This window comes from Nonomuraea sp. NPDC049695 (assembly GCF_040674955.1).
Lineage (GTDB): Bacteria > Actinomycetota > Actinomycetes > Streptosporangiales > Streptosporangiaceae > Nonomuraea > Nonomuraea helvata.
Genome location: NZ_JBFANV010000076.1, coordinates 17,134 through 39,799, shown reverse-complemented (window position 1 = coordinate 39,799; position 22,666 = coordinate 17,134). Strand labels below are relative to the sequence as shown.

Sequence of the window (22,666 nt, the reverse complement as noted above, 5' to 3'; positions counted from 1 at the left end):
AGCACCCCGGCTATTGTGCCGCCCACCGCGTTCACCACCTTGGCCGGCTGCCGCCGCACGTAGGAACGCACCACGGCGCCCAGGATGGCGGAAGGAGCTTCCGCAGCAGGGCCGTCACCAGGACGATCACCAACGCGACGAGGGCTGCATGGCGTCTGCGTCGATCGGTGCCCAGGCGATGGGCGGCGTGATGTACGCGCCGAACACGCATCCGCCGACGAAACCGACGCTCCTCGCCCCGAGAATGATCTCTGTCGGTGACCCGAGACGCCGAATCCGACCGCCGGGGCGAGCGGAACGAGATCCGGGGGATCACCACGCACGCGGCCAAGGGAACCACAGGATCAGCACATTTCCCGCCCTCTGTTTCGCCGGACAGGGATTCCGCGAAAAGCGCCGGAGAAATAAGTCCTACGGCCACGAGCGGCCACCCGGGCGATTACGGAATGAGCGGCTTCCGGCACCCCACGTCACCTGCACATGCGAAAAGTGCGCAGAACGGGACAAAAACGTGATCAAGGCGCCTTCGGTGCCCAGGGTCGATCAGTAGGGTTTACCCGACAAGTCAGTCAGTAGGTCCATAAGTGGTGACTTATGGGCTGACACGCGCAAACACTTGAGGCAGAACGTTGATGGCCAGCACGGAGCGGTCGACATGACCGAGACGTTCGACGCGGTAAGTCGCGTCCACGAAGCGATAGCGGTCCAAAGTAGGACTACCCCCGAACGGACCGCCGTCGTAGCGGGCACCAGCCGGCTCACCTATGCCGAGCTGGACCGCAGAGCCGACGACATCGCCCGCACCCTCGCCGCACTCGGCGTCGGACGCGGCGGGCTCGTCGGCGTGTGTCTCAGCCGCGACGAGTGGCTGATCCCCTCGCTGATCGGGGTGTGGAAGGCGGGCGCGGCTTACGTGCCGCTGGACCCCGCCTACCCGGCCGAGCGGTTGCGGTTCATGGCGGAGGACTCCGGCGTGAACGTGGTGCTCACCTCAGCCGCGCTGCGCGAGATCGCCGCTCTGACCGGCGCCGAGCCCGTCCTCCTCGAGGACGTGATCCCGGGGGACGGGTTCCAGCCTGTGCCCGGGGATCCGAACGACCCGGCGTACGTCATCTACACCTCCGGCTCCACCGGTACGCCCAAGGGCGTGGTCGTGGAGCACCGCAACACCCTCAACCTGCTGCGCTGGGAGGCGGCGGCGTACACCGCCGAGGAGCTGGCAGGCATGCTGGCCGCCGCCTCGGTCTGCTTCGACGCGTCGATCAGCCAGCTCTTCCTGCCCCTGGTCGCCGGCGGGACCGTGATCCTCGCCGACAACCTGCTGGCGCTGCCGAGCCTGCCGGCCCGGGACGAGGTCACCGCGGTCAACGGGGTCCCGTCCGCGCTGGCGGTACTGCTGCGCGAGCCGCTGCCGGCAGGGGTCCGCGCGGTGCTCTGCGGCGGCGAGCCGCTGACCGCCGCCCTGGTGCGGCGGATCTACGCCAACCCGGGGGTCCACCGGGTGTTCAACCTGTACGGCCCGACCGAGTGCACCACCACCTGCGCCGCCGCCGAGATCGGCCGCGACCACGAGGGCGAGCCGCCCTTGGGCGAGCCGATCGCCGGCGCGACGTTCTCGGTGCGCGACACTGCCGGCAACCCCGTCGCCGACGGGGAGACGGGAGAGCTGTGGATCGGCGGCCCGGTGGTGACGCGCGGCTACCTGGGCCGTGAGTCGTCGGCGTTCCGCACCGAGCCGGACGGCTCCCGGGTCTACCGCAGCGGCGACCTGGTCCGCCGGGTGGAGGGCGAGCTGCGCTTCGCCGGCCGGGCCGACGACCAGGTCAAGATCCGCGGCTACCGCGTGGAGCTGGGCGAGGTGGAGGCCGCGCTGGCCCGCCATCCCGCGGTGCGCCGGGCCACCGTGCTGGCCGAGAGCGACGACGACGGCGTCGCCTACTTGGCCGGCCACGTGGCGGCCTCCGGAGTGGGGGAGCCGGAGCTACGCGACTGGCTGCGCGCCCGCCTGCCCGATCATCTGGTGCCGACCCGGATCGGCGTGACCGAGGAGCTTCCTCTCGCCCCCAACGGCAAGGTGGACCGCGCGGCCCTGCCCAGGCTCGGTGCCTTCCGGTCGGCCGGTGCGGCCATGGTCGCGCCCCGCACCGACGACGAGCGCCTGGCGGCCGAGGTGATCGGCGACGTTCTCGGCCTGCCGCAGGTCGGCGTGCACGATCAATTCACCGACCTGGGAGGGCACTCCCTGGCCGCGGCCAGGGTGGTCACCGAGCTGTCCCGCAGGGTGGGGCATACCGTGCCGCTGGCGGCCTTCCTGACCGCTCCCACCGCGGCGGGCCTGGCCACCCGGTTACGCCAGGCCGGGCCCGAGCTGGTACGGCAAGGTGGCCGGACCCGGCATCCGCTCACCGACATGCAGCGCGAGTTCTGGACCTTGAGGCGGCTCCACCCTGGCAGCCCGGTCACCACGCTGGGAATCCGGTTACGCGTGCGCGACCTCCCCGACGCCGCGCCGTTGAGCTCGGCACTGAATGCGGTCGTGCGCCGGCACGAGGTGCTGCGCAGCACCGTGGCCGTCGACGAGGACGGCGTGCCGTACGCCGTGGTGCATCCGCCGGCCGTCGTGCCCCTGGTCGAGCACGCCGTGGGAGAGGACCCGGAGAAGGTGGCCAGGGCCGCGGCAGCGCACGTGTTCGACGTGACGAGCGAGGTGCCGCTGGTGCGGGCCGGCCTGTGCTGGCTCGGCGACGCGGAGGCCGAGCTGGTGGTCGTGGTGGACCACATGGCCTTCGACGGTGGCTCGGTCGGGGTCCTGATGGGTGAGCTGGCCGCCGAACTGGCCGGCGAGCCGGTGGCCGAGCCGGCGGTCCAGATCGGCGATGTGGCCGTGCAGCAGCGGCAACAGCCTGATGTGGCGCGACTGCGGGAGTTCTGGAGGGCCGAACTGGCCGGCGCGCCGGTGGCGGGCCCCGTGCCCGCGGAGCTGACCTCGGGCAGGGCGATCCGGCCGCTGCCCGAGGAGTTCGTGACAGGCGTGGCCACGCTGGCCCGGGACTGCGGCGCCACCCCGTACGCGGTGTACCTGGCCGCTCTGGCCCTGGCAAGCGGCGAGCCTGACACGCTGGTCGGGGTGGTCGCGGCGCGGCGGGCCCGGCCGGAGTTGACCGAGGTCATCGGCCCGCTGGTGGACACGGTACCGGCACGGCTTCGGCCGGCCGGCACGCTGACCTTCCGGGACCTGGTCCGGCAGGCCGCGACTGCGACCACGCGGGCACTGGTCCATCAGGAAGTGCCGCCCGCCGACCTGCCCCGCGCCCCCGTGCTGCTGGCCATGCAGCACGCCGAGGTGCCCGTACGTCTGGGCAACCTGGAGCTGCTCACCGACCTGGGCTCGGGTGCCTCGGTCCACGAGCTCAGCGTGCGGGTCAACCGGACGGTGGACGGCTCCGAACTGCAGCTGGAGTACGCCACCGCTCACCTCGATCCGTCGCGCGCCGAGGCCTACCTGGAGCGGCTGATGTGGCTGCTGCGGTGCGCGCTGGTCGACCCGGACCGGCCGCTGTCGGCGTTCGAGCTGGTCACCCCGGACGAACGCGCCGCCCTGCTGGCCGCCGCGGCCGGGCCGGAGCTGCCGGAGGCTTTCCCGACGGTGCCGGAGGCGCTGGAAGCCCGCACCGACGGGACGGCCGTGGTCGGCCCGGACGGAACCTCGCTCAGCTATGCCGAACTTGACGACTGGTCCGGCCGAGTGGCGGCGGCGCTGCTGGGACACGGGGTGGCGCCAGGCGAGGTGGTCGGGGTCTGCCTGCCGCGGGATCACCTGATGCCCGCGGCCCTGCTGGCGGTGTGGCGTGCCGGTGCGGCGTATCTGCCGCTGGATCCGGAGCACCCGACCGAGCGGCTGCGCTGGCTCGCCGAGGACGCCGGGGCGCGTGTGGTGCTCACCCGGCACGGTGTCGCCACCGTGCCCGGCGTCACCACACTGGACGCTGACGACCTGGCGGCCACCCGCGACGGCCTGACGGAACTGCCGGCCGTACGGGCAGAGGATCTGGCCTACGTGCTCTACACCTCGGGCTCCACAGGCAAGCCCAAGGGCGTGGAGGTCACCCACGGCAACCTGGCCGCCTACGTGGCCGGGCTGGCGTCCGAGCTGGGCCTGGGCTCCCGGGACGTACAGCCGGTCGTGGGGCCCCTGACCTTCGACATCTCCGCGTCAGAGCTATGGAGCATCCTGAGCGTCGGCGGCACCTGCGTGGTGGTGGACCGGGCCACGGCCGTGGACGGGCACGCGCTGGCCGAGCGGATCGCTGCCAGCAAGGCCACGGTGATCGAACTGGTGCCCACCACGTACCGGATGCTCCTGGCCGCGGGCTGGGCCGGCGACCCGGCACTGCTGGCCATCATCGGCGGCGAGGCCCTCGACGCGGGCCTGGCCGGGCAGATCCTGCCCCGGGTCCGCGAGCTGTGGAACGCCTACGGCCCCACCGAGGCCACGGTCGCCTCGATCCAGCACCGGGTCCGCGCGCACGAGTCCGGCCCGGTGCCGATCGGGCTGCCGATGCCGGGGGAACGGGCCTACGTGGTCGACTCCGAGCTGCGACTGGTGCCGCCCGGCGCGATCGGCGAGCTGCTGCTGGGCGGCGCCGGCGTGACCCGGGGCTACCGGGGCAGGCCGGACCTGACCGCGACCGCGTTCGTCGACGATCCCTTCGTCTCCGGCGGCCGGTGTTACCGGACCGGGGACCTGGTCCGGTGGCGGCCGGACGGGACGCTGGAGCCCCACGGCCGCAGGGACCACCAGGTGAAGGTCCGCGGATACCGGATCGAGCTGGGCGAGATCGAGGCGGTGCTGCGCGAGGTGGCCGACGGGGCGGTGACCGTCGCCGGCTCCGGCGAGCAGGCGCACCTGGTCGGCCATGTCACGCCGGCGACGGCGGACGTGTCGGCGATCGAGAGGCACCTCCGGTCGCGGCTGCCCGGCCACATGGTGCCCCGGCGGTGGGTCGCGCTGGCGGCCCTCCCCACCCTGTCCAACGGCAAGGTGGACCGGTCGGCGCTGACCGAGCCGGCCGAGGTCCCGGAGGCCGAGCGGATCGCGCCCGCCACCGAGCCCGAGCAACTGGTGGCCACCGTCTGGGCCGCCGTGCTGGAGCGGCAGACCGTCTGGGCCGACGACGACTTCTTCGCCCTGGGCGGACACTCCTTCGCCGCGACCCGCGTGGCCAGTCGGCTCAGGGAGACGCTGGGGCTGGAGGTCCCGGTGCGATTGATGTTCGAGCGGCCGGTGCTCTCCGACTTCGCCGCCGGACTGGAAGAACTACTGATCGCCGAGCTGATGGGCGGAAACGACGTATGACCGAGGTCAGTCAGGACCGGATCGCCGAACTGGTCCGGTCCCGCTTCGCCGCGGCCCGTGCCGCGGCCGAGGCTCCCGGCGCCTCCGCCATCCCGGCGTTGTCCGCGCCGGACATGCCGCTGGCGCCGGCCCAGGAGCGGATGTGGTTCCTGGCGCAGCTCGAACCGGACAGCCCCGCCTACAACGTGCCGCTGGCGCTGCGGCTGACCGGCGCGGTGGACGCCGCCGCCCTCACCGGCGCGCTCGCCGACCTGGCCGAGCGGCACTGGATTCTGCGCGGCGTCATCGACGGAGGCAGGGTGCGCCCGGCAGGACCCGTACCGGTCCCCGTGGTGGACGTGGAGCCCGAGTCGCTGGCCGGGGAGCTCGCCGCCCACGCCTGGCGGCCGTTCCGGCTGGACGCCGAGCCGCCCATGCGGGCCGCGCTCTTCCGGCTCGGCGGCGACGAGTGGGTGCTCGCGCTGACGTTGCACCACATCGCCACCGACGCCTGGTCGGAACGGCTGCTGTTGGAGGAGTTCGCGGCTCTGTACGCCGCCCGGCTCGGCCTGGCCCCGTCGCCGGAGCCACCGGCCCTGCAGTACGCGGACGTGGCCGCCTGGGAGGCGGACCGGCAAGAAGCCGGGCGGGCGGACGCCGACCTCGACTGGTGGACCCGGCGCCTGGCCGGCCTGCCGCCGGTGCTGGACCTTCCCGCGGCCCGGCCCCGCCCGGCCGTCTCCGCGTGGGAGGGGGCCACGATCCCGGTCGAGGTACCCGAGTCCCTGTCCGCGAAGGTGCGCGCGGTGGCGGGCGCGACGCCGTTCATGGTCTTCCTGGCCGGGCTGCAGGCACTGCTGAGCCGTCTGTCGGGCTGCGACGACATCGCCGTCGGCGTGCCGCACGTCGGCCGCCACCACCCCGACGCCGAGCGCGTGGTGGGCTTCTTCGTCAACACCCTGGTGATGCGCACCGACACCTCGGGCGATCCCACCGGCGCCGAGCTGCTCGACCGGGCCCGCACGACAGCGCTGGACGCCTTCGCGCACGCCAGGACACCGTTCGAGCAGATCGTGGAGCGGCTGCACCCGGAGCGGAGCCTGTCGGTCACCCCGCTGTTCCAGGTGATGCTGAACGTGTACGACGCGATCGCGCCGTTGAGCCTGCCCGGCGTGGAGGTGCGGCCCGAGCCGCTGCCCTCGCCGACGGCCAAGTTCGACCTCAACCTCACGCTCGCCGACGAGGGGACCCGCTTCGCCGGGGAGCTGCGCTACCGGACGGACCTGTACGACGAGGCCACCGCCGGGCGGCTGGTGGAGTGGTACCTGGTGCTGCTCGACGGGATGCTCGCCGATCCGGGCGCGCCGGTCCGGTTGCCCGCGGGCCCCGACCTGCTCGGCCCGGCCAGGGACCTCGCGACGGACGTGCCGCTGCACGTCCTGGTCGAGCGGGCGGCCGACGCCGCCCCGGACACGGTGGCGGTCGCCTCTCCCGGCTGTCCCGGGCTCACGTACGCGGAGCTGGACCGGCGGGCCAACCAGGTGGCGCACTGGCTGCTGGCCCGCGGGGTCCAGCCGCAGGAGCCCGTCGGCGTTCTGCTGGAGCGGCGGCCGGAGTTGGCCGTCGCCCTGCTGGGGGTGCTCAAGGCCGGTGCGGCCTATCTGCCGCTGGATCCGGTGTACCCGGCGCGGCGGATCGAGGCAGTCGTGACCGCCGCCGGCGTCCGGACCGTGCTCACCGAGGCCGAGATCGCCGCCGCCGCGGCCGAGCCGGAGCACCGCACGGACGTGACCGTCCAGCCGGACCACCTGGCGTACGTGATCTACACCTCGGGCTCCACCGGCGAGCCCAAGGGCGTCGCGGTCGAGCACCGGCACATCACGCACTACCTGGGCGCGGTCGGCGAGCGGATCCCCCCGGGTATGGGCTCCTATGCCCTGGTGTCCACCTCCGCGGCCGACCTGGGGCTGACCCCCGTGCTGTGCGCGCTGACGTCGGGCGCCACCTTGCACCTGATCGACCACGAGACGGCCACCGACCCGGCGGCGTTCGCCGCCTATCTGGCCGCGCATCCGGTGGACGTGGTCAAGATGGTGCCCAGTCAGCTGGAACTGCTGGGAATGGACGCTCTGCCCCGGAAGCTGCTGATCCTGGCCGGTGAGGCCGTACCGGCGGATCTGGCGGAGCGGGTACGGACCGCGCGGCCGGACCTGACGGCGCAGATCCATTACGGGCCCGCCGAGACGACCGTGGCGGTGATGACCTGCGACATGACGGAGGTCGCACCCGGTGTGGCGCCACTGGGCCGCCCGCTGGCCAACGCGAGACTCCGGGTGGTGGACCCCGCCGGTAGACCCCTGCCGGCCGGCGTGCCGGGCGAGCTGTGGATCGGCGGCCCGAGCCTGTCCCGCGGTTATCTGGGCCGGCCCGACCTGACCGCGCAGCGGTTCGTGGACGGCTGGTACCGCACCGGGGACCGGGTGCGAGTGAGCCCGGACGGGCTGGTGGAGTTCCTGGGGCGGCTCGACGACCAGGTGAAGGTGCGTGGGTTCCGGGTGGAGCTCGGCGAGGTCGTCGCGGCGCTGCGGGGCCTTCCGGAGGTATCGGAGGCTTTCGTGCAGCCGGTCGGCGCCGGTGCGCAGCGGCGCCTGGCCGCCTGGGTGACACCCTCCACCGTGGACACGGCCCGGGTGCGGGCCGCACTGCGGGAGCGGCTGCCCGACTACATGGTGCCGCCCGCGATCGCCGCGCTCGACGCGCTGCCGCTCACCCCGAACGGCAAGGTGGACCGGGCGGCGCTGCCCGTCCCCGAGGCCGGCCCGGCGGTGCGGGTGCCGCTGGGCACGCCGCAGGAGCACCTGGTCGCCGAGGTCTGGGCCGAGGTGCTGGAGCTGGCGGAGGTGTGGGCGGACGACGACTTCTTCGCCCTGGGCGGCCACTCCTTCGCCGCGACCCGCGTGATCGGCCGGCTGCGGGAGCGGGTGGGCGCGCCGATCCCGGTGCGGCTGCTGTTCGAGCATCCGGTGCTCGCCGACCTGGCCGCCGCCTTACCTCGCCTCGCCGAGGCGACCGTGACACGACGGGAACGGCCCGACGGGCCGGCCAAGCTGTCCGGCACGCAGGCGCGGCTGTGGTTCCTGGCGCAACTGGAGCCGGAGAGCAGCGCGTACAACGTGCCGCTGCCGCTGCGGCTGCGCGGCCCGCTCCAGCGGGAGGCGCTGCTGGGCGCGGTCCGTGACCTGGCCGAGCGGCACACAGTGCTGCGCAGCGTGATCGACGACTCCGGTCCCGAGCCGGTCCTGCGGGTACGGCCGGCCACGGAGGTCCCGGTGTCCGTGGTGGACGCCGCACCGTCGGACTTCGAGAGCGCGGTGGCCGCGCACCTGGCCACGCCGTTCGCACTGGACCGGGAGCCGCCCATGAGGGCGGTGCTGCTCGTGGCCGGCGAGCAGGAGCACGTGCTCTCGCTCACCTTCCACCACATCGCCACCGACGCCTGGACCCGCGGCCTGCTGCTGTCGGACCTGTCCGCCCTGTACGCCGCCCGGCTGGGCCTGCGCCCGTCACCGGAGCCGCCCCCGGCCCAGTATGCCGAGGTGGCCCCGGTTCCCGCCCTGGACGACCTGGACTGGTGGGCCGGGCACCTGAGCGGCCTGCCTCCGGTCCTGGACCTGCCCACGGACCGGCCGCGCCCCGCGGTGGCCGACCCGGGCGGCGCCTCGGTGCACCTGGAGCTGCCGGCCGAGCTGAGCGACCGGGTACGAGCGGTGGCCACCGCCTACCGGGCGACGCCGTTCATCGTGCTGCTGGCGGCCCTGCAGACGCTGCTGGCCCGGCTGTCGGCCGGCACCGACATCGCGGTCGGCGTGCCGGTCGCCGGCCGGGACCACCCCGACACCGAGGGTGTGGTCGGCTGCTTCCTCAACACCGTGGTGGTCCGCACAGAACTGGGCGGCGACCCGACGGGCCACGAGCTGTTGGGCCGGGTCAGGGAGGCCGCGCTCGGCGCCTTCTCGCACGCCGGCGCGCCGTTCGATCGGGTGGTGGACCGGCTGCGGCCGGAGCGGAACCTGTCCGCGACCCCGCTGTTCCAGGTGATGCTGAACTACTACCCTGACCCGGGCTGGGCGGAGTGGCCCGGCCTGCAGGCGACCGAAGTCCCCCTGACCGAACACACCGCGAAGTTCGACCTGAACTGGCACGTGATCGACAGTGGGCCCGGACGGCCGCTGCGCGGCGGGCTCTCCTACCGCACCGACCTGTTCGAGGCGCCCACCGCCGACCGCCTCATCCGGTGGTACCTGACGCTGCTGGACGGGATGCTGGCCGACCTGGCCGCGCCCGTGGGCGCCGTGCCGCTGGAGCCGGTCACCGGCCCCATCCTGGCAGGGGAACCCCTGCCGGCCGAGGCGGACGGCCCGGTGCACCGGCTGATCGAGCGGTGGGTGGACGCCACCCCCGACGCCCCCGCCGTCGTGGGCGCGGACCGCGGCCTGACGTACGCGGAGCTGGAGAGCGACGCCAACCGGATCGCGCACTGGCTGCTGGCCGCCGGGGTGGGCGCCGACCAGCCCGTCGGCGTGCTCCTTGAGCCGGGCGCCGACCTGGCCTGCGCCCTGTTCGGGATCCAGAAGTCGGGCGGCGGCTACCTGCCCATGGACCCGGCCTATCCGGCCGCGCGGATCGCCGCCATGCTCGACGCCGCCGGGGTGCGGGCCGTGGTGACGACCACCGAGTTCGCCGGCCTCATCGGGCCGGATCACCAGGTGCTGACGCTCGACCGGCTCCCCTCCCTGCCGGACACCCGGCCGGAGACCGACGTGCGGCCCGAACACCTGCACCACGTGATCTTCACCTCCGGGTCCACCGGCACGCCCAAGGCCGTGGCCGCCGAGCACCGCAGCGTGATGAGTTACCTGAGCGGCATGCTGCCGAGGATCGACGTGCCCGGCGGGTCGTACGCGGTGGTCTCCACCCCCGCCGCCGACTTCGGTCTCACCTGCGTGTTCGGCGCCCTGACCACGGGCGGAGTGGTTCACCTGGTGCCGAGGGAGACCGCGATGGATCCCTCCGCGTTCGCCGGCTACCTGAGCGCGCACCACATCGACGTGGTCAAGTGCGTGCCCAGCCATCTGGAACTGCTCGCCTCCGGCGGCGACCTGACCGCGGTCCTGCCGGACAAGCTGCTGATCCTCGCCGGGGAGGCATGCCCGTGGGACCTGGTCGAGCGGGCCCGCGCCGCGCGGCCGGGACTGCGGATCCAGAGCCACTACGGGCACACCGAATCCACGATGATCTGCCTGGTCTGCGACACCGAGGAGATCCCCGTCGAGCATCGGACCGGGATCGTGCCGCTGGGCCGTCCGCTGCCGGGCGTGTACGGGCACCTCGTGGACGCGAGCATGCGCCCGGTGCCGGTCGGCGTCCCCGGCGAGCTGGTGGTCGGCGGCCGGGGGGTCACCCGCGGCTACATAGGCCTGCCGGAGCTGACCGCGGAGCGATTCGTGCCCGACCCTCTGACCGGACAGGGGCGCTGCTACCGCAGCGGTGACCTGCTCCGGGTCACACCCGGTGGGCAGGTGGAGTTCCGCGGCCGGGTGGACGACCAGGTCAAGGTGCGCGGCTACCGGGTCGAGCTGGGCGAGGTCGTCACCGCGCTGCGCGCCCTGCCCCAGATCGCCGAGGCCGTGGTGCTGCCCGTGGGCGAAGGCAAGGCCCGCCAGCTCGCCGCCTGGGTGACACCGTCCACCGTGGACACGTCGGCGGTGCGGTCCGCGCTGCGAGAGCGGCTGCCCGACTACATGGTCCCCGCCCAGATCGTCGTCCTCGACCGGCTCCCGCTCAACCCGAACGGGAAGGTGGACCGAGCCGCCCTGCCCGAGCCCCAGCCGGAGACCGCCACGTTCGTGCCGCTCACCACGCCCGCGGAGGAGCTGGTGGCCGGGGTGTGGTCCCGGGTCCTGGACGTGGCCGAGGTCGGGGCGCACGACGACTTCTTCGCCCTCGGCGGCGACTCCTTCGCCGCGGTGCGCGCGGTCAAGGAGATCGGCCACGGGCTGCGGGTCATCGACCTGTTCACCCGGCCCACGGTCACCGAGCTGGCCGCGTTCCTGGACCGCACGTCCCTGGACGGTGGCGGCACACTGCTGCACCGGCTGGGCGGCGGCCGTACCAGCGAGTTCACCCTGGTGTGCGTGCCGTACGGCGGCGGATCCGCGGCGGTCTACCAGCCGCTGGCCCGTGCCCTCGGCGAGCGGGTGGAGGTGCTGGCGGTGGAGCTGCCGGGCCACGACCCGGCCCGGCCGGACGAGTCGCCGATGCCGCTCGACGAGCTGGTGGACGCTCTCGCCGCAGAGGTGGCCGGCACGGCTTCCGGCCCGATCGCGATCTACGGCCACTGCGTGGGCTCCGCCCCGGCGGTGGCCCTGGCCCGCAGGCTGGAGGCCGACGGCGTGCCGATCCTGGGCGTGATCGCGGCCGCCAGCTTCCCCAACGCCCGGCTCCCCGGCCTGGCACAGCGGCTCTTCCGCGGTGACCGTTGGGTCTCCGACCGGATGTTCCTCGACGCGCTGCGCGCCACCGGCGGCCTGTTGGACGACATGGGGGAGGCAGCTCAGCGGGCCGCGGTGCGGGCGATGCGCCACGATGCCACGGAGGCGCGGGAGTGGTTCGGCCGCGAGCTGGCCGCCGACGGGCCGCCGCTGCGTGCTCCGCTGCTGTGCGTGGTGGGCGAGCGGGACCGGACCACCGAGCTGTACGAGGAGCGGTACGCCGAGTGGGGAGTCTTCGCGCCCCGCGCGGAGGTGGCCGTGCTGCCCCGCGCCGGCCACTACTTCCTGCGGCACCAGGCCGAGCCGCTGGCCGCCCTGGTGACCGAGCACCTGAGGCGCTGGGCGTCCGGGCGGCTGCCCGAGCCGGTGCGCCCGGCCGAACGGACCGGTCTGCGCCCCTTCTACACCGTCGCGGGCGGGCAGTTCGTCTCGGCGGTGGGCACGGCGCTGAGCTCGTTCGCCCTCGGAGTCTGGGCCTACCAGAGCAGCGGCCGGATCATGGACCTGGCTCTGATCGTGATGCTGGCCCAGATCCCGGCCGTGCTGCTCACGCCGCTGGGCGGCGCCGTGGCCGACCGGGTGGACCGGCGCAAGATCATGCTGGCCTGCGACGCGATCTCCGGGCTCGCCATGGCGGCGTTGGTCGTGCTGCTGACCACCGACCAGTTGGCGTTGTGGAACGTGTGTCTCATCGTCGGCGTCACCTCACTGGTCACCGCCTTCCAACAGCCCGCCTACCTGGCCGCGATCGCCCAACTGGTGCCCAAGCCGTACCTGCCACAGGCCAACGCCCTGGCCAACCTGGGATTCGGCGTCGGGACCGTGGTGGCCCCGCTCGCCGGCGGCGCACTGATCGGCATGTTGGGGCTGGACGCGGTGGTGGCCATCGACGTGGCCACGTTCGCCGTGGGAGTGGTGACCCTGCTGGCGGTCCGGTTCCCCGACCGGCTGTTCCACCGGCAGGAGGAGACGTTCCGGAGGGCGCTGACCGGCGGCTGGCGGTTCATCCTCCGGCGCCGGCCCTTGCTGGTGATGGCGGCCTACTTCTCGGTGGTCAACTTCGGCACCGCGCTGATGTGGGTACTGATCACGCCGGTCGTGCTGGCCATCGGCTCCGAGACCAGCCTGGGCGTGGTGACCGCGGCCGGCGGCCTCGGCGCGGCCGTGGGCACCGCGGTGGTGCTGGTGTGGGGCGGGACCCGGCGCCGGGCCACCGGAATGGTCGGCTTCGTGATCGGGTCGGGGCTCAGCATGGTGTTGATGGGTGCCTGGCCGGCGGTGTGGCTGATCGCGTCCGCCTTGTTCCTCCGGCTGGCCTGCATGAGCGTCACCAACGCACACTGGCTCTCGATCATCCAGGTCAAGGTGGGACCGGAGCTCCAGGGCCGGGTGCTGGCCGTCAACCTCATGCTGGCCGCGGCCATGCAGCCGCTGGGCTTCCTGACCGCCGGCCCCCTCGCCGACCTGGCCCAGCAGCACACCTCCGGACCCGGCCGGGGCGCCGCGCTGGTGTTGCTGGTCAGCGGGGTGCTCATGGTGGTCTGGGGGGTGCTCGGGCTGCGTTACCGCACCCTGCACCACCTGGAGGACCTGGTGCCCGACGCCGCGCCGCCGTCCGAGGCCGAGGCCGACCTCGACGCCATCCAGGACAAGGTGCTGGCCGGATGAGCCTCGTCACGATGGCGGACGTGGCCGCCGCCTCGGCCCGGATCGCGCCGTTCGTCGAGCGCACGCCACTGCTGTCCCTGCCCTCGTCCTCGTCCGGGGAACAGCTCTGGGTCAAGGCCGAGAACCGGCAGCCGACCCGCTCGTTCAAGGTGCGGGGCGCGGTGAACGCCGTCGGACGGCTGGCCGAGCGCGGTGTCGGGCACGTCATCGCGCAGTCGTCGGGCAACCACGCCCAGGCCATCGCGTACGCCGCCGCCCGGCATGGCCTACGCGCGACCGTGGTCCTGCCCGACACCGCGCCGGAGCTGAAGGTCGTGGCCGCCCGCGAGCTGGGCGCCGAGGTGGTCATCGTGCCGCCGGCGCTGCGGGAGGTCACCTGCCTGGCCCTGGCGGACCGGCTGGGGGCCACGGTGGTCCGCTCCGACGACTTCGACGTCGTCGCCGGGCACGGCAGCACCGGGTCCGAGATCACTGAGGACCTGCCCGGCGTCCGGACGATCCTGGTGCCCGTCTGCAACGGCGGCCTGCTGGCCGGGATCGCGGTCGCGGCCAAGGCCGCCGACCCGGCGATCAGAGTGATCGGCGTGGAGCCCGAGCTGGCCGCCGACGGCGTGGCCAGCTTCCGCTCCGGCAGGCGCACTGCCTGGCCGGTCGAGCGGACGTACCGCACCCGGGCCGACGGCCTGCGGGCCCCGGTCCTGGGCGCCCTGGCCTGGGAGCACATCCGCCGGTACGTGGACGACATGGTGACCGTGACGGAGGACGGCATCGAGGCCGCCGCCGACCTGCTCTGGCGGGAGTTGGGTGAGCACGCCGAGCCCAGCGGCGCGGTGGCCACCGCGGCCTGGCTCGCCCACCGCGACGCGCTGCCGGCCGGGCCGGTGGTGGCCGTCCTGTCCGGCGGCAACGCGGCGCTCCGCCCCGGCGCCTCGAAGCAGTGCTCACTCGTCGGCGAACCCTGACCTCGTTCAGGGCCGGCACGTTCAGCGCCGTCGCGGTGTTCGGCCGCCTCACCCACGGGGCTCCCTGAGGGGGCTCGCGCAGGAGGCCTCAGCCGCCGAACATCGCGACGGCGGGCCTGGGAGGCGGCCATGCCGGACCTCGGCGCGGCGCAGTGTCCCGCGTCACCCACCAGCACGATCCGGCCGCCCTACCGGCGGTCCATCCCCACCTGGCATGCGGACGAGACCGCCTTCGCCTTCGGCCTGGCGTGGTGCAGCGAGGCGGAGAACGAGATCATCCGCGCCCGGGTGTCGGTCTCAGGGTCGACACCTCGGCAGGGAAGCGGCCGCTGTCGATCTGCTCAAAGGTCGCCATGGAACCGAAACCGGACTTCCACTCGTCCCCTCGATAGAAGGGATCGACCAACCGCCTACCCATCGCATCTGTCCCGTGACGGCCCGTAGACCAACTCCGCTGGAACCCCGTTCGAACAAGGAGTACGAATCGGTGAATCCACACGCACTTGCCCACCGGGCAAACCGACACGGCTGGGATGTGCAGACCGTCCCGCGATCCTCCGGCCCTACGGTCATCCTGCAGCGTGATGGCTGGCGTCTGGAAATCGCGTTCGACGGTCACGCACCCAAAGAGGCCACCGCCAACGAGCCCGGTCACAACGTCGGCAGACAGCTCAACCTCCGCTCGATCAACGACTTCGTGCACCAGCCACGCACAGATCGGTTAACTCGCCCAGGCCGCGCTCGGCGGCAGGGCACCTGTCGCACAAGCGACCATGAAGTGGGCGAGCATCTCGACGACGGATCGGGCGACCGCGAGCAGGACGCCCTACGGGGTGATGATCGATGATCGTCATCCCGCATGGGTGAACGTCATTTGAGCATCCAGTGCTCGCCGTGCTCCTTGGAGGCCGGATCGGCGATCAAGCTCGGGGAGGTGTTTCTCGCGTCGCGCTCTCGCAGACGTTCAGCCGCCGTGCGATGTGCTCATGGCCCAGCCCGAGCAGCACCGGTTCGGCTACGTCGCGCTCGGCTGAGGTGAGGTTCCGCAGGGGGGTCGGTACGGGGTTCGCGTTGAAGTACGGGCTCAGGAACGGGCCCAGCGTGGCCGCCATCAGCATGTCGTCGATGCCGTTGCGGCGCAGGAACGTGTCGGCGAAGTCGCGCTTCGGCTCGGTCGCCCGCAGGCGGAGCTGTCCTAGGGTCGCCACACCGCGGCGGTTCCGGGGCCATCCGGAACGGCGAAAGGACCCCGAGGTGTCTCGGGGTCCTGTTCCTGGAAGGCGAGGTGAGGCCGGGAACTTCGCCTGCCGTGGGGCGCGCGCGGCCGACAGCCTGAACGTCAGGAAACGGTGGCGTTCGACGGTGTCAGGACCACATCAAGTGACACGATATAGTCCTTCATTTGATTCAGAGATCGCATGGGCCTCTCCGAATCGAAGCGGACATCGGAGAATGAGGAGACAAGCCGCTCCAGCACAATCCGCCCCAACACCCGCACCAGGGGCAGGCCAAGGCAGATGTACATGCCCTGCCCGAAGGTCAGGTGAGGGTTCGGGGAGCGCCTGATGTCGAATCGCTCCGCGTGCGGGAAGTAGTTCTCGTCGAAGTTGGCCGACGAGTCCCAGACCACCACGTACTGACCCGCCTTGATCTCGCGTCCATCCAGCACGGTGTCGTTCCGAGCCGTGCGCCACAGGTTGAACCACGAGAAGTCGTAGCGAAGGATCTCCTCGATGGCTCCCGGAATGAGCGAGGGGTCGCGCCGCAGCGTCTGGTAGAGCTCCGGATCCAAGCAGAAACGAGCAATGGCGTAGGCCAGCATGAGGGAGAGCGGGGCATTGCCCGCGGTTGCCAGATCCAGGCACATGTGGACGATTTTCTCCTCCGCCAATCGTCCATCCTTGCTCCGCTCCGCGAGCAGGGCGCTCATCAGATCGTCGCTCGGGTTGCGCTTGCGCTCGTTGAGCTGCTCCGTGAACAGCTCGACCACGTCGGCGTGATCCGGAGAACGAACCCCGATCAGCTGGCCGAACATCTGGTCGGACCACTCCCGAAAACGGCCGGCGCCCGTGATGCGCAACCCGAACATGTCCCCGACGACGCGTTCCATGAGCGGATAACAGAACTCGCCGAGTATCTCCATCCTGCCGGCGGTCAGGACGGGCGCCAGCAGCGAGTCGACCATCGACGTGAATGCCGGCGCCCGGCTCTCGATGTTGCCCGGCACGAACGATCGCGCGACGAAGCCTCGCAGGAAGCGATGCTCCGGTATGTCGGCCCTGCCGAAGGAGAACGGCAGACCCATGTGGGTCTTGTTGGTCACCGAGAAGGTGTCGGGATTCTTGAGCACGTGATTGACGTCTTCGTACCGGAACACCTCCCAGAGGTTGTACTCCGGACGGAAGCGTAATGGCTCATTCTTCTGCATCTGCTGAAACCAGCTGATCCGCTCCTCGATCGAGTCGCTCAGCTCGGGAAAGAGCAGATCCCTGGTCGGCTTGCTTGATGTGCTCGTCATGCCTTCACCTTTTCTCCGGCCGGCCGCGCGTCCTGACATGTGGTGGTCACTACAGGAGCTCGACCGAGAGCCAGATGTGTTCCTTCGTGCGAAACGTGCTCTCCCACACGGCCTTGCCGACCTCGGCGAGCCTGCCGGTGTGATCGTCGACCACCTTGCCCAGAACGGGACTGCTGAGCGTCTCCGAGGTGGGGCCGTACTGGACGATGAGTTTGTTGCCCGTCGCCTGGCTGAACCGGAGCCTGCCGACCGGTGCGTCGCAGATGCGTTCCCGTACCGGCGTCGGCGCCACGCTCACCAGCGGCGCCCAGGCGTACATGGACTCGCCACTGACGACCGCGTGGTCCTGCAGCACCGTGAACGGCAGCGACTTGACGAAGTCCACGCAGAGCTGCTCGTTGAGATCGTAAGCAAGCTCGGCGGTGACCTCCACCCCCAGTGGTTGCCACGTGAGCTTGATGGGAATGCGCCGGAGCGGATCGTCCTCGGTGACGATCGGTGCGGGCGTGTACTTCGGTCGCATCGCGACATCGCTCCTGGCGTACCGATAGTGCTCGCCGACATGCCACGGGAAGTAATGATGCGACCAGGCCGTCAACCGGTTCGCGTATTCGGTGAACGTCGACAGCCTGTCCACAAGCTCTCGGCGGTCGTCAGCGGGCTCCCCGACCTTGATGGCGTACTCCGCCATCGTCGGGAAGCCGTTGTAGCCGAGAAAGGTGCTGTAGATGGGATCCAACGTACGGAAGACCGTGAGCACGTTATCGATGGACAGACTCTCGTCCGTCGCCATTCTCACCAGCTGGTAGAGATTCATGGAATAGTCGCGGACGATGCTGTTCGCGAAATCCCACGCGGTGAAGTACTGATCGTACGAGCCGGGCAGGTCGGGAAGCGTTCCGGTTCGCATCTTCTGGATCTCCGAGGGCTCCTCGGAGATGTACCTCGTGATGAGTTCCCTGAGCTCTGGATATGCAGACACCTATCCCCCAGTTGATGTAAGCGATGACGTGCCTTACTTTCTCGAGAATCCTTACGACGCCGCCCGCAGACGATCGGGCGAGCAGCGAGCCCACAGGGGGTGGATCTCCCCCGTGACGATCTGCGTTGCCAGGGTCCGTCCGATGAACGGAGCGAGAGTGATGCCACTGTTGGCGAACGCCTCGTAGTAGCCACAGACGCCGGACAATGCGCCGACGCTGGGGAGGCCGTCCGCCGGGAACACCGCGGTGCCGATGCGGGTCCGCTCGACGGTGGACGACGTCAACGCCGGAACCGTACGGTACGCCCGCTCCAACAGGTCCTTGACGATCTCGTCGCCGGGCTCGGACCGGATTCCGGCGGGAAGACCGGCATCGACCTGGTCGGATCGCACCCGCACGCGGCCCGGCCCCGCCGACCTGACGTGCGCCTCTGCCCCGCGCAGGACATGCTTCACCGCATCACCGTCGGTCGCGAGGTCGATCACGAGGCTGCTGCGCGTCGCGACTGCCCCGAGCATGGGAGCTCCGAGCTTCGCGGCCACCGTGACGGCCTCCGGACCTGCGGCATTGACGACGGCGTCGACCTTGATGCGGTCCTGGTTCTGCAGCCGGAGCGCTACGACCCGGTCGTCGTGGACCTCGATCTCCTCGACCGCGCTGTTCCACAACCTCAGATGGCCGGACTGCTGCGCGGTGTCGATCAGTACGGAGACCAGTTTCGGCCCGTCGATCCAACCCTCGTCAGGGAAGCGCACCACCGGTGTTCGAGCGTGCGGGAACGCGATGCCCGGCTCCCACTCCCGGTTCACCTGGGCCGCGTCGCGCCAGATCGTACGGTAACCCCAAGCGCTGAGTCGATCGACGACCTCCACGAACGACTCGCCGGTGCCGGCGCCGCCCGCGCCGGCGGCGTCAGTGCTCCACGCCAAACTGCCGGTGGGATGCCACCAGGGTGCGGAAGCGAACTGCCTGGCGAAGTGTGCGTGTTCGATCATCCCGGTGTGGCTCAGTTCGAAGCGCGGATATGTCGGTTGCTGGTAGGCACTCAATCGCGCGAAGCTGACATCCGTGGTCAAGCCCCCTGGTTGCCTGCGCTCCACGCAATGAACATGCACTCCGCGTTGCGCGAGGGAGAAGGCCACGCACGCTCCGATGACGCCGGTCCCCACGACACCTACGGTTTTCACTGTCCCTCCATGTCTTGCGGCGGAGCACGATCGCGGCATCGAATCCGGCCCGCGCCGGTTCACGGTCACAGGAGCTCGGCGATGTCGAAGGCCAGGTCGAGAGACTGGCTGCGGTTGAGTCTCGGGTCGCACGCGGACTCGTAGCGGTGGTGCAGGTCGTTGGCCAGGATCTCGGCGCCGCCACCGATGCACTCGGTCACGTCCTCGCCGGTGAACTCGACGTGGATGCCGCCGGGATGGGTGCCGAGCGCGCGATGGACGTCGAAGAATCCGCGCACCTCTTCGAGAATGTCGGCGAGGCGCCGGGTTTTGTGGCCACTCGGCGCGAGGAAGGTGTTGCCGTGCATGGGATCGCTGATCCAGGCCGGCTTCCCGCCGGCCTCCTGGGCGGCACGGATCAGCTCCGGCAGCCGGTCGCGGATCTGCCGCACGCCCATTCTGGTGATGAAGGTCAACCGCCCCGGCTGCCGCTCGGGATCGAGGATGTCCACATAGGAGCGGACCTCGGCCGGCGTCGTCGTCGGGCCGAGCTTGACCCCGATGGGGTTCGCGACGCTCCGGCAGTAGGCGACGTGCGCGCCGTCCAACGCGCGCGTGCGCTCGCCGATCCAGAGCATGTGGCCGCTGGTGGCGTACGTCAGCCCGCTGTCGGGATCGACGCGGGTGAGCGCGTCCTCGTAGTCCAGCAGCAGACCCTCGTGGCTGGCGAAGATCTCGACCGAACGCAGCTCGTCGAGTTGGACCCCGCAGGCGCCCATGAACCGCAGCGCGTGGTCGATCTCGTAGGCCAACTCCTCGTAACGGGCGCCTGCCGGCGAGCTCGCCACGAAGTCCCTGTTCCACCGGTGCAACTGATCCAGGCCCGCATACCCGTCGCGCGCGTGGCCTGCCACGACGTCCAAGGTGAAGCGCGAAGCCTCGTACATCCGCCACAGCCGAGCCGGGTCCGGCACGCGTGCCGCCGGGTCGAAGTCGAAGCCGTTCACCGCGTCGCCCAGATACACCGGGAGCGTCACGCCATCCCGGGTCTCGCTGCGGCTGGAGCGCGGTTTGGCGTACTGCCCCGCCATCCGGCCGATCTTCACGACCGGCCTCGCCATCGCATAGGTGAAGATCACAGCCATCTGCAGCAAGGTCTTGGTCTTGTTGCGGATGGCGTCCGGAGTCACACCGTCGAACGTCTCCGCGCAGTCGCCGCCCTGCAAGGCGAACGCCTCGCCGTCGGCCACCGCCGCCAGGCGGGAGCGCAGGCTGTCGCATGTGCTCGGCGTGACCAGACCCGGCGCGGCGGAGAGCCTGGCCAGCACGTCCCCCAGGGCTGCACGGTCCGGCCACTCCGGCTGATGCGTCGCGGGCGCGTCACGCCAGGAGACGAGTAATTCGGAATTCGTCACGGACGGCAGGTCATCACAATGTCTCACCGGCTGGCAATGAATGTGCCGAGTGGTCCGGTCAGTCGGGCATCAACTGGTCTGGTCAACTATGGCGGAGTTTAATTGTCTTTGCACTCGACAAAGGAGTTGTGCGATCTCCGGAATGGCGTAATTACTGGACGTCACGGTGCCCGCGCGTACCACCGCGAACGCGCTCTTGGTGCGAAACGGAGCTGTGCCGGCGACCGGGGCGCCACGCGCCGCGGCCCGACGGGCGCGGACGAAGCCGCCGACCGCACATCCAGGACGTGCTGTGTGCGCGTCCGTACGATCAGCCACCGCGCGCCGTCGCCGGGCGACCGCCGGTATTCCACGTGGAGCCGGTCACCCTGTCAGAGGCGAAGGGGGAACGGGACGGAATCCTGGCCACGATGGGGGCCGCCCACCTGATGGGGCCGCGTCACCGGGCCTGCGCACCGGGGGCGTGCGGTTCCCTCCGGAGAGCATCGTCACAATGACGTTTCACGACGCGAGCAACCCGGTGACCTGGCGCATCGCGGCGGCGAGCACACCGATGGCCTCCGGGAGCCGGCCGCTGCGCACCGCGCCGTAGCCGACGACCACCCCGGGGGCGGACGGCCGACGGCCGAGCTGGAAGTGCCTGCCGGGATGCACGAGAACCGACCTCGCCCGCGCGGCAGCGGCCAGCCGGACGTCGTCGACTCCGTAGGGCCATTGGATGTACGCGTGCGTACCGGCAGGCACGCCGCTCATCCTGGCGCCCGGCAGGTGCTGCTCGACGGCGTCCCGCAGCGCGGAGCGCCGTGCCCGGAAGACGCTCCGGACCTGTCGAACGTGCTGGTCCAGCACGCCTGACGAGACGAAGTGGGTGAATGTCAGCTGGGTGAGCGGGTCCGGGGCGCCCAATTGCATCCGGCCCAGCCGGTCCACCACCAAGGCCGGCGCCACCGCCCAGCCGAGCCGTATGCAGGGACCGAGCAGGGCCCCCGTCGCCCCGACGTAGATCACCCGTTCCGGACGATGCCGTTGGAGGGCGAGCGGGCCACTGCCGGGGCCGATCCACAGATGCCCGTCCCGGTCGTATTCGATCACCCAGCCGTCCACGTCGGCGGCCCAGCGCAGCAGCGCCTCCCGTCGGTCCGGTGACAGCGCGACCCCTGTCGGCACCTGCGACACCGGTGTGACCAGCACAGCGCGCGCCCCCGACCGCTCGAGCACGTCGACGTCGATGCCCTCGCCGTCCACGGGGACACCGGTCACGGCCAGGCCGGCATGTTCGGCGAGCCTGGCCTGCCAGGGCGCGCCGGGGTTCTCCACGGCGATGTGGTCGACCCCGAGCTCGCGCAGGACGTGGCACACCACGCCGACGGTGTGGTCGAAGTCCGCGGTGACGGCGACCTCCGCGGCGGTGGCCAGGACTCCCCGCGAACGGCCAAGGTATGCCGCGAGTTCGGCTCGGAGCTCGGGGACGCCGAGGGGGTGCCGCTGCGGACCGGGCTCACCGATCGAGAGCCCCACGTGCTCGTAGGCCTGCAGCCATTCACGTGAGGGGAACAACACCGTGCTTGTCGCGTCGACCCGCAGGTCGAAACGGGCTTCCGCGCTTCTGATCGGCTCGAGTGCGGCTCGGCCAAGACGAGGCAGATGGGTCGCCACCCTGGTGCCCGACCCCTGAGTGGCCCGGAGATAGCCTTCGGCGATCAACTGTCCATAGGCCTGGACCACGACGCTGCGGGAGACCCCGAGGTCTTCGGCGAGATCGCGGCTCGATGGCAACCGGACACCTGGATGCAGGGTGCCGTCCTGTATCCGTCCGCGGATGGCTGACTGGATCTGCGCGGTCATGGGCAGCCGCGACTTCCGGTCGATGGTGATCGGTAACATTCTTCCCCCCGGCGCTTACTTTCCGTTCAGCGCGTATTCCGCACGGAGCCCCGCGATTTTCCTTCCGTGTTGACTTTCCCTGGGCGCTCACCTCTTGAGCGCCACGGGGCGTGAAATGGACTCGTCCGGCGCCATTGCCGGCTGGAACCTTGACGCAAAAGAACAGCGAAAGAACAGCGAAAGA

At 71.2% G+C, this 22,666-nt stretch carries 10 protein-coding genes; 4 read left to right on the top strand and 6 right to left on the bottom strand.

What is annotated here, in order from left to right; translation table 11 throughout:
* Nucleotides 1-655 precede the first annotated feature (655 nt).
* The 4 genes from AB0J64_RS42960 (at nucleotide 656) to AB0J64_RS42945 (ending at nucleotide 15,363) form a co-directional block, all read left to right on the top strand.
* Nucleotides 656-5,356 (top strand): amino acid adenylation domain-containing protein, encoded by a 4,701-nt coding sequence (locus AB0J64_RS42960; protein WP_364041177.1) that lies wholly within the window; start codon nucleotides 656-658, stop codon nucleotides 5,354-5,356.
* Nucleotides 5,353-13,554 carry an amino acid adenylation domain-containing protein gene (locus AB0J64_RS42955; RefSeq protein ID WP_364041175.1) on the top strand — a complete coding sequence of 2,734 codons (8,202 nt, stop codon included), beginning with the start codon at nucleotides 5,353-5,355 and terminating at the stop codon, nucleotides 13,552-13,554. Before AB0J64_RS42960 ends, AB0J64_RS42955 begins: the two co-directional genes overlap by 4 nt.
* Entirely contained in the window at nucleotides 13,551-14,516 is a 966-nt protein-coding gene (locus tag AB0J64_RS42950) for a pyridoxal-phosphate dependent enzyme (RefSeq protein WP_364041173.1), read from the top strand. The genes AB0J64_RS42955 and AB0J64_RS42950 overlap by 4 nt, the downstream gene beginning before the upstream one ends.
* Before the next feature lie 487 nt (nucleotides 14,517-15,003).
* Nucleotides 15,004-15,363, top strand: coding sequence for a hypothetical protein (locus AB0J64_RS42945; protein ID WP_364041171.1), 360 nt, complete (start codon nucleotides 15,004-15,006; stop codon nucleotides 15,361-15,363).
* Nucleotides 15,364-15,436: 73 nt separating this feature from the next.
* Here the strand turns inward: AB0J64_RS42945 and AB0J64_RS42940 are convergent, their stop codons facing one another.
* The 6 genes from AB0J64_RS42940 to AB0J64_RS42915 form a co-directional block, all read right to left on the bottom strand.
* Complete coding sequence (locus tag AB0J64_RS42940) at nucleotides 15,437-15,724, bottom strand: hypothetical protein (RefSeq protein WP_364041169.1); 288 nt, start codon at nucleotides 15,722-15,724, stop codon at nucleotides 15,437-15,439.
* Nucleotides 15,725-15,855: 131 nt separating this feature from the next.
* Entirely contained in the window at nucleotides 15,856-17,034 is a 1,179-nt protein-coding gene (locus tag AB0J64_RS42935; protein ID WP_364041167.1) for a cytochrome P450, read from the bottom strand.
* A 49-nt stretch (nucleotides 17,035-17,083) separates the two neighbouring features.
* Entirely contained in the window at nucleotides 17,084-18,016 is a 933-nt protein-coding gene (locus tag AB0J64_RS42930; protein WP_364041165.1) for a hypothetical protein, read from the bottom strand.
* 51 nt (nucleotides 18,017-18,067) lie between these two features.
* Nucleotides 18,068-19,243, bottom strand: coding sequence for an FAD-binding oxidoreductase (locus tag AB0J64_RS42925; protein WP_364041191.1), 1,176 nt, complete (start codon nucleotides 19,241-19,243; stop codon nucleotides 18,068-18,070).
* 26 nt (nucleotides 19,244-19,269) lie between these two features.
* A complete protein-coding gene (locus AB0J64_RS42920) occupies nucleotides 19,270-20,598 on the bottom strand; it encodes a class II 3-deoxy-7-phosphoheptulonate synthase (RefSeq protein ID WP_364041163.1) in 1,329 nt (442 codons plus the stop codon).
* A gap of 501 nt (nucleotides 20,599-21,099) precedes the next feature.
* Nucleotides 21,100-22,482 carry a PLP-dependent aminotransferase family protein gene (locus tag AB0J64_RS42915; protein ID WP_364041161.1) on the bottom strand — a complete coding sequence of 461 codons (1,383 nt, stop codon included), beginning with the start codon at nucleotides 22,480-22,482 and terminating at the stop codon, nucleotides 21,100-21,102.
* Between the last annotated feature and the right edge of the window lie 184 nt (nucleotides 22,483-22,666).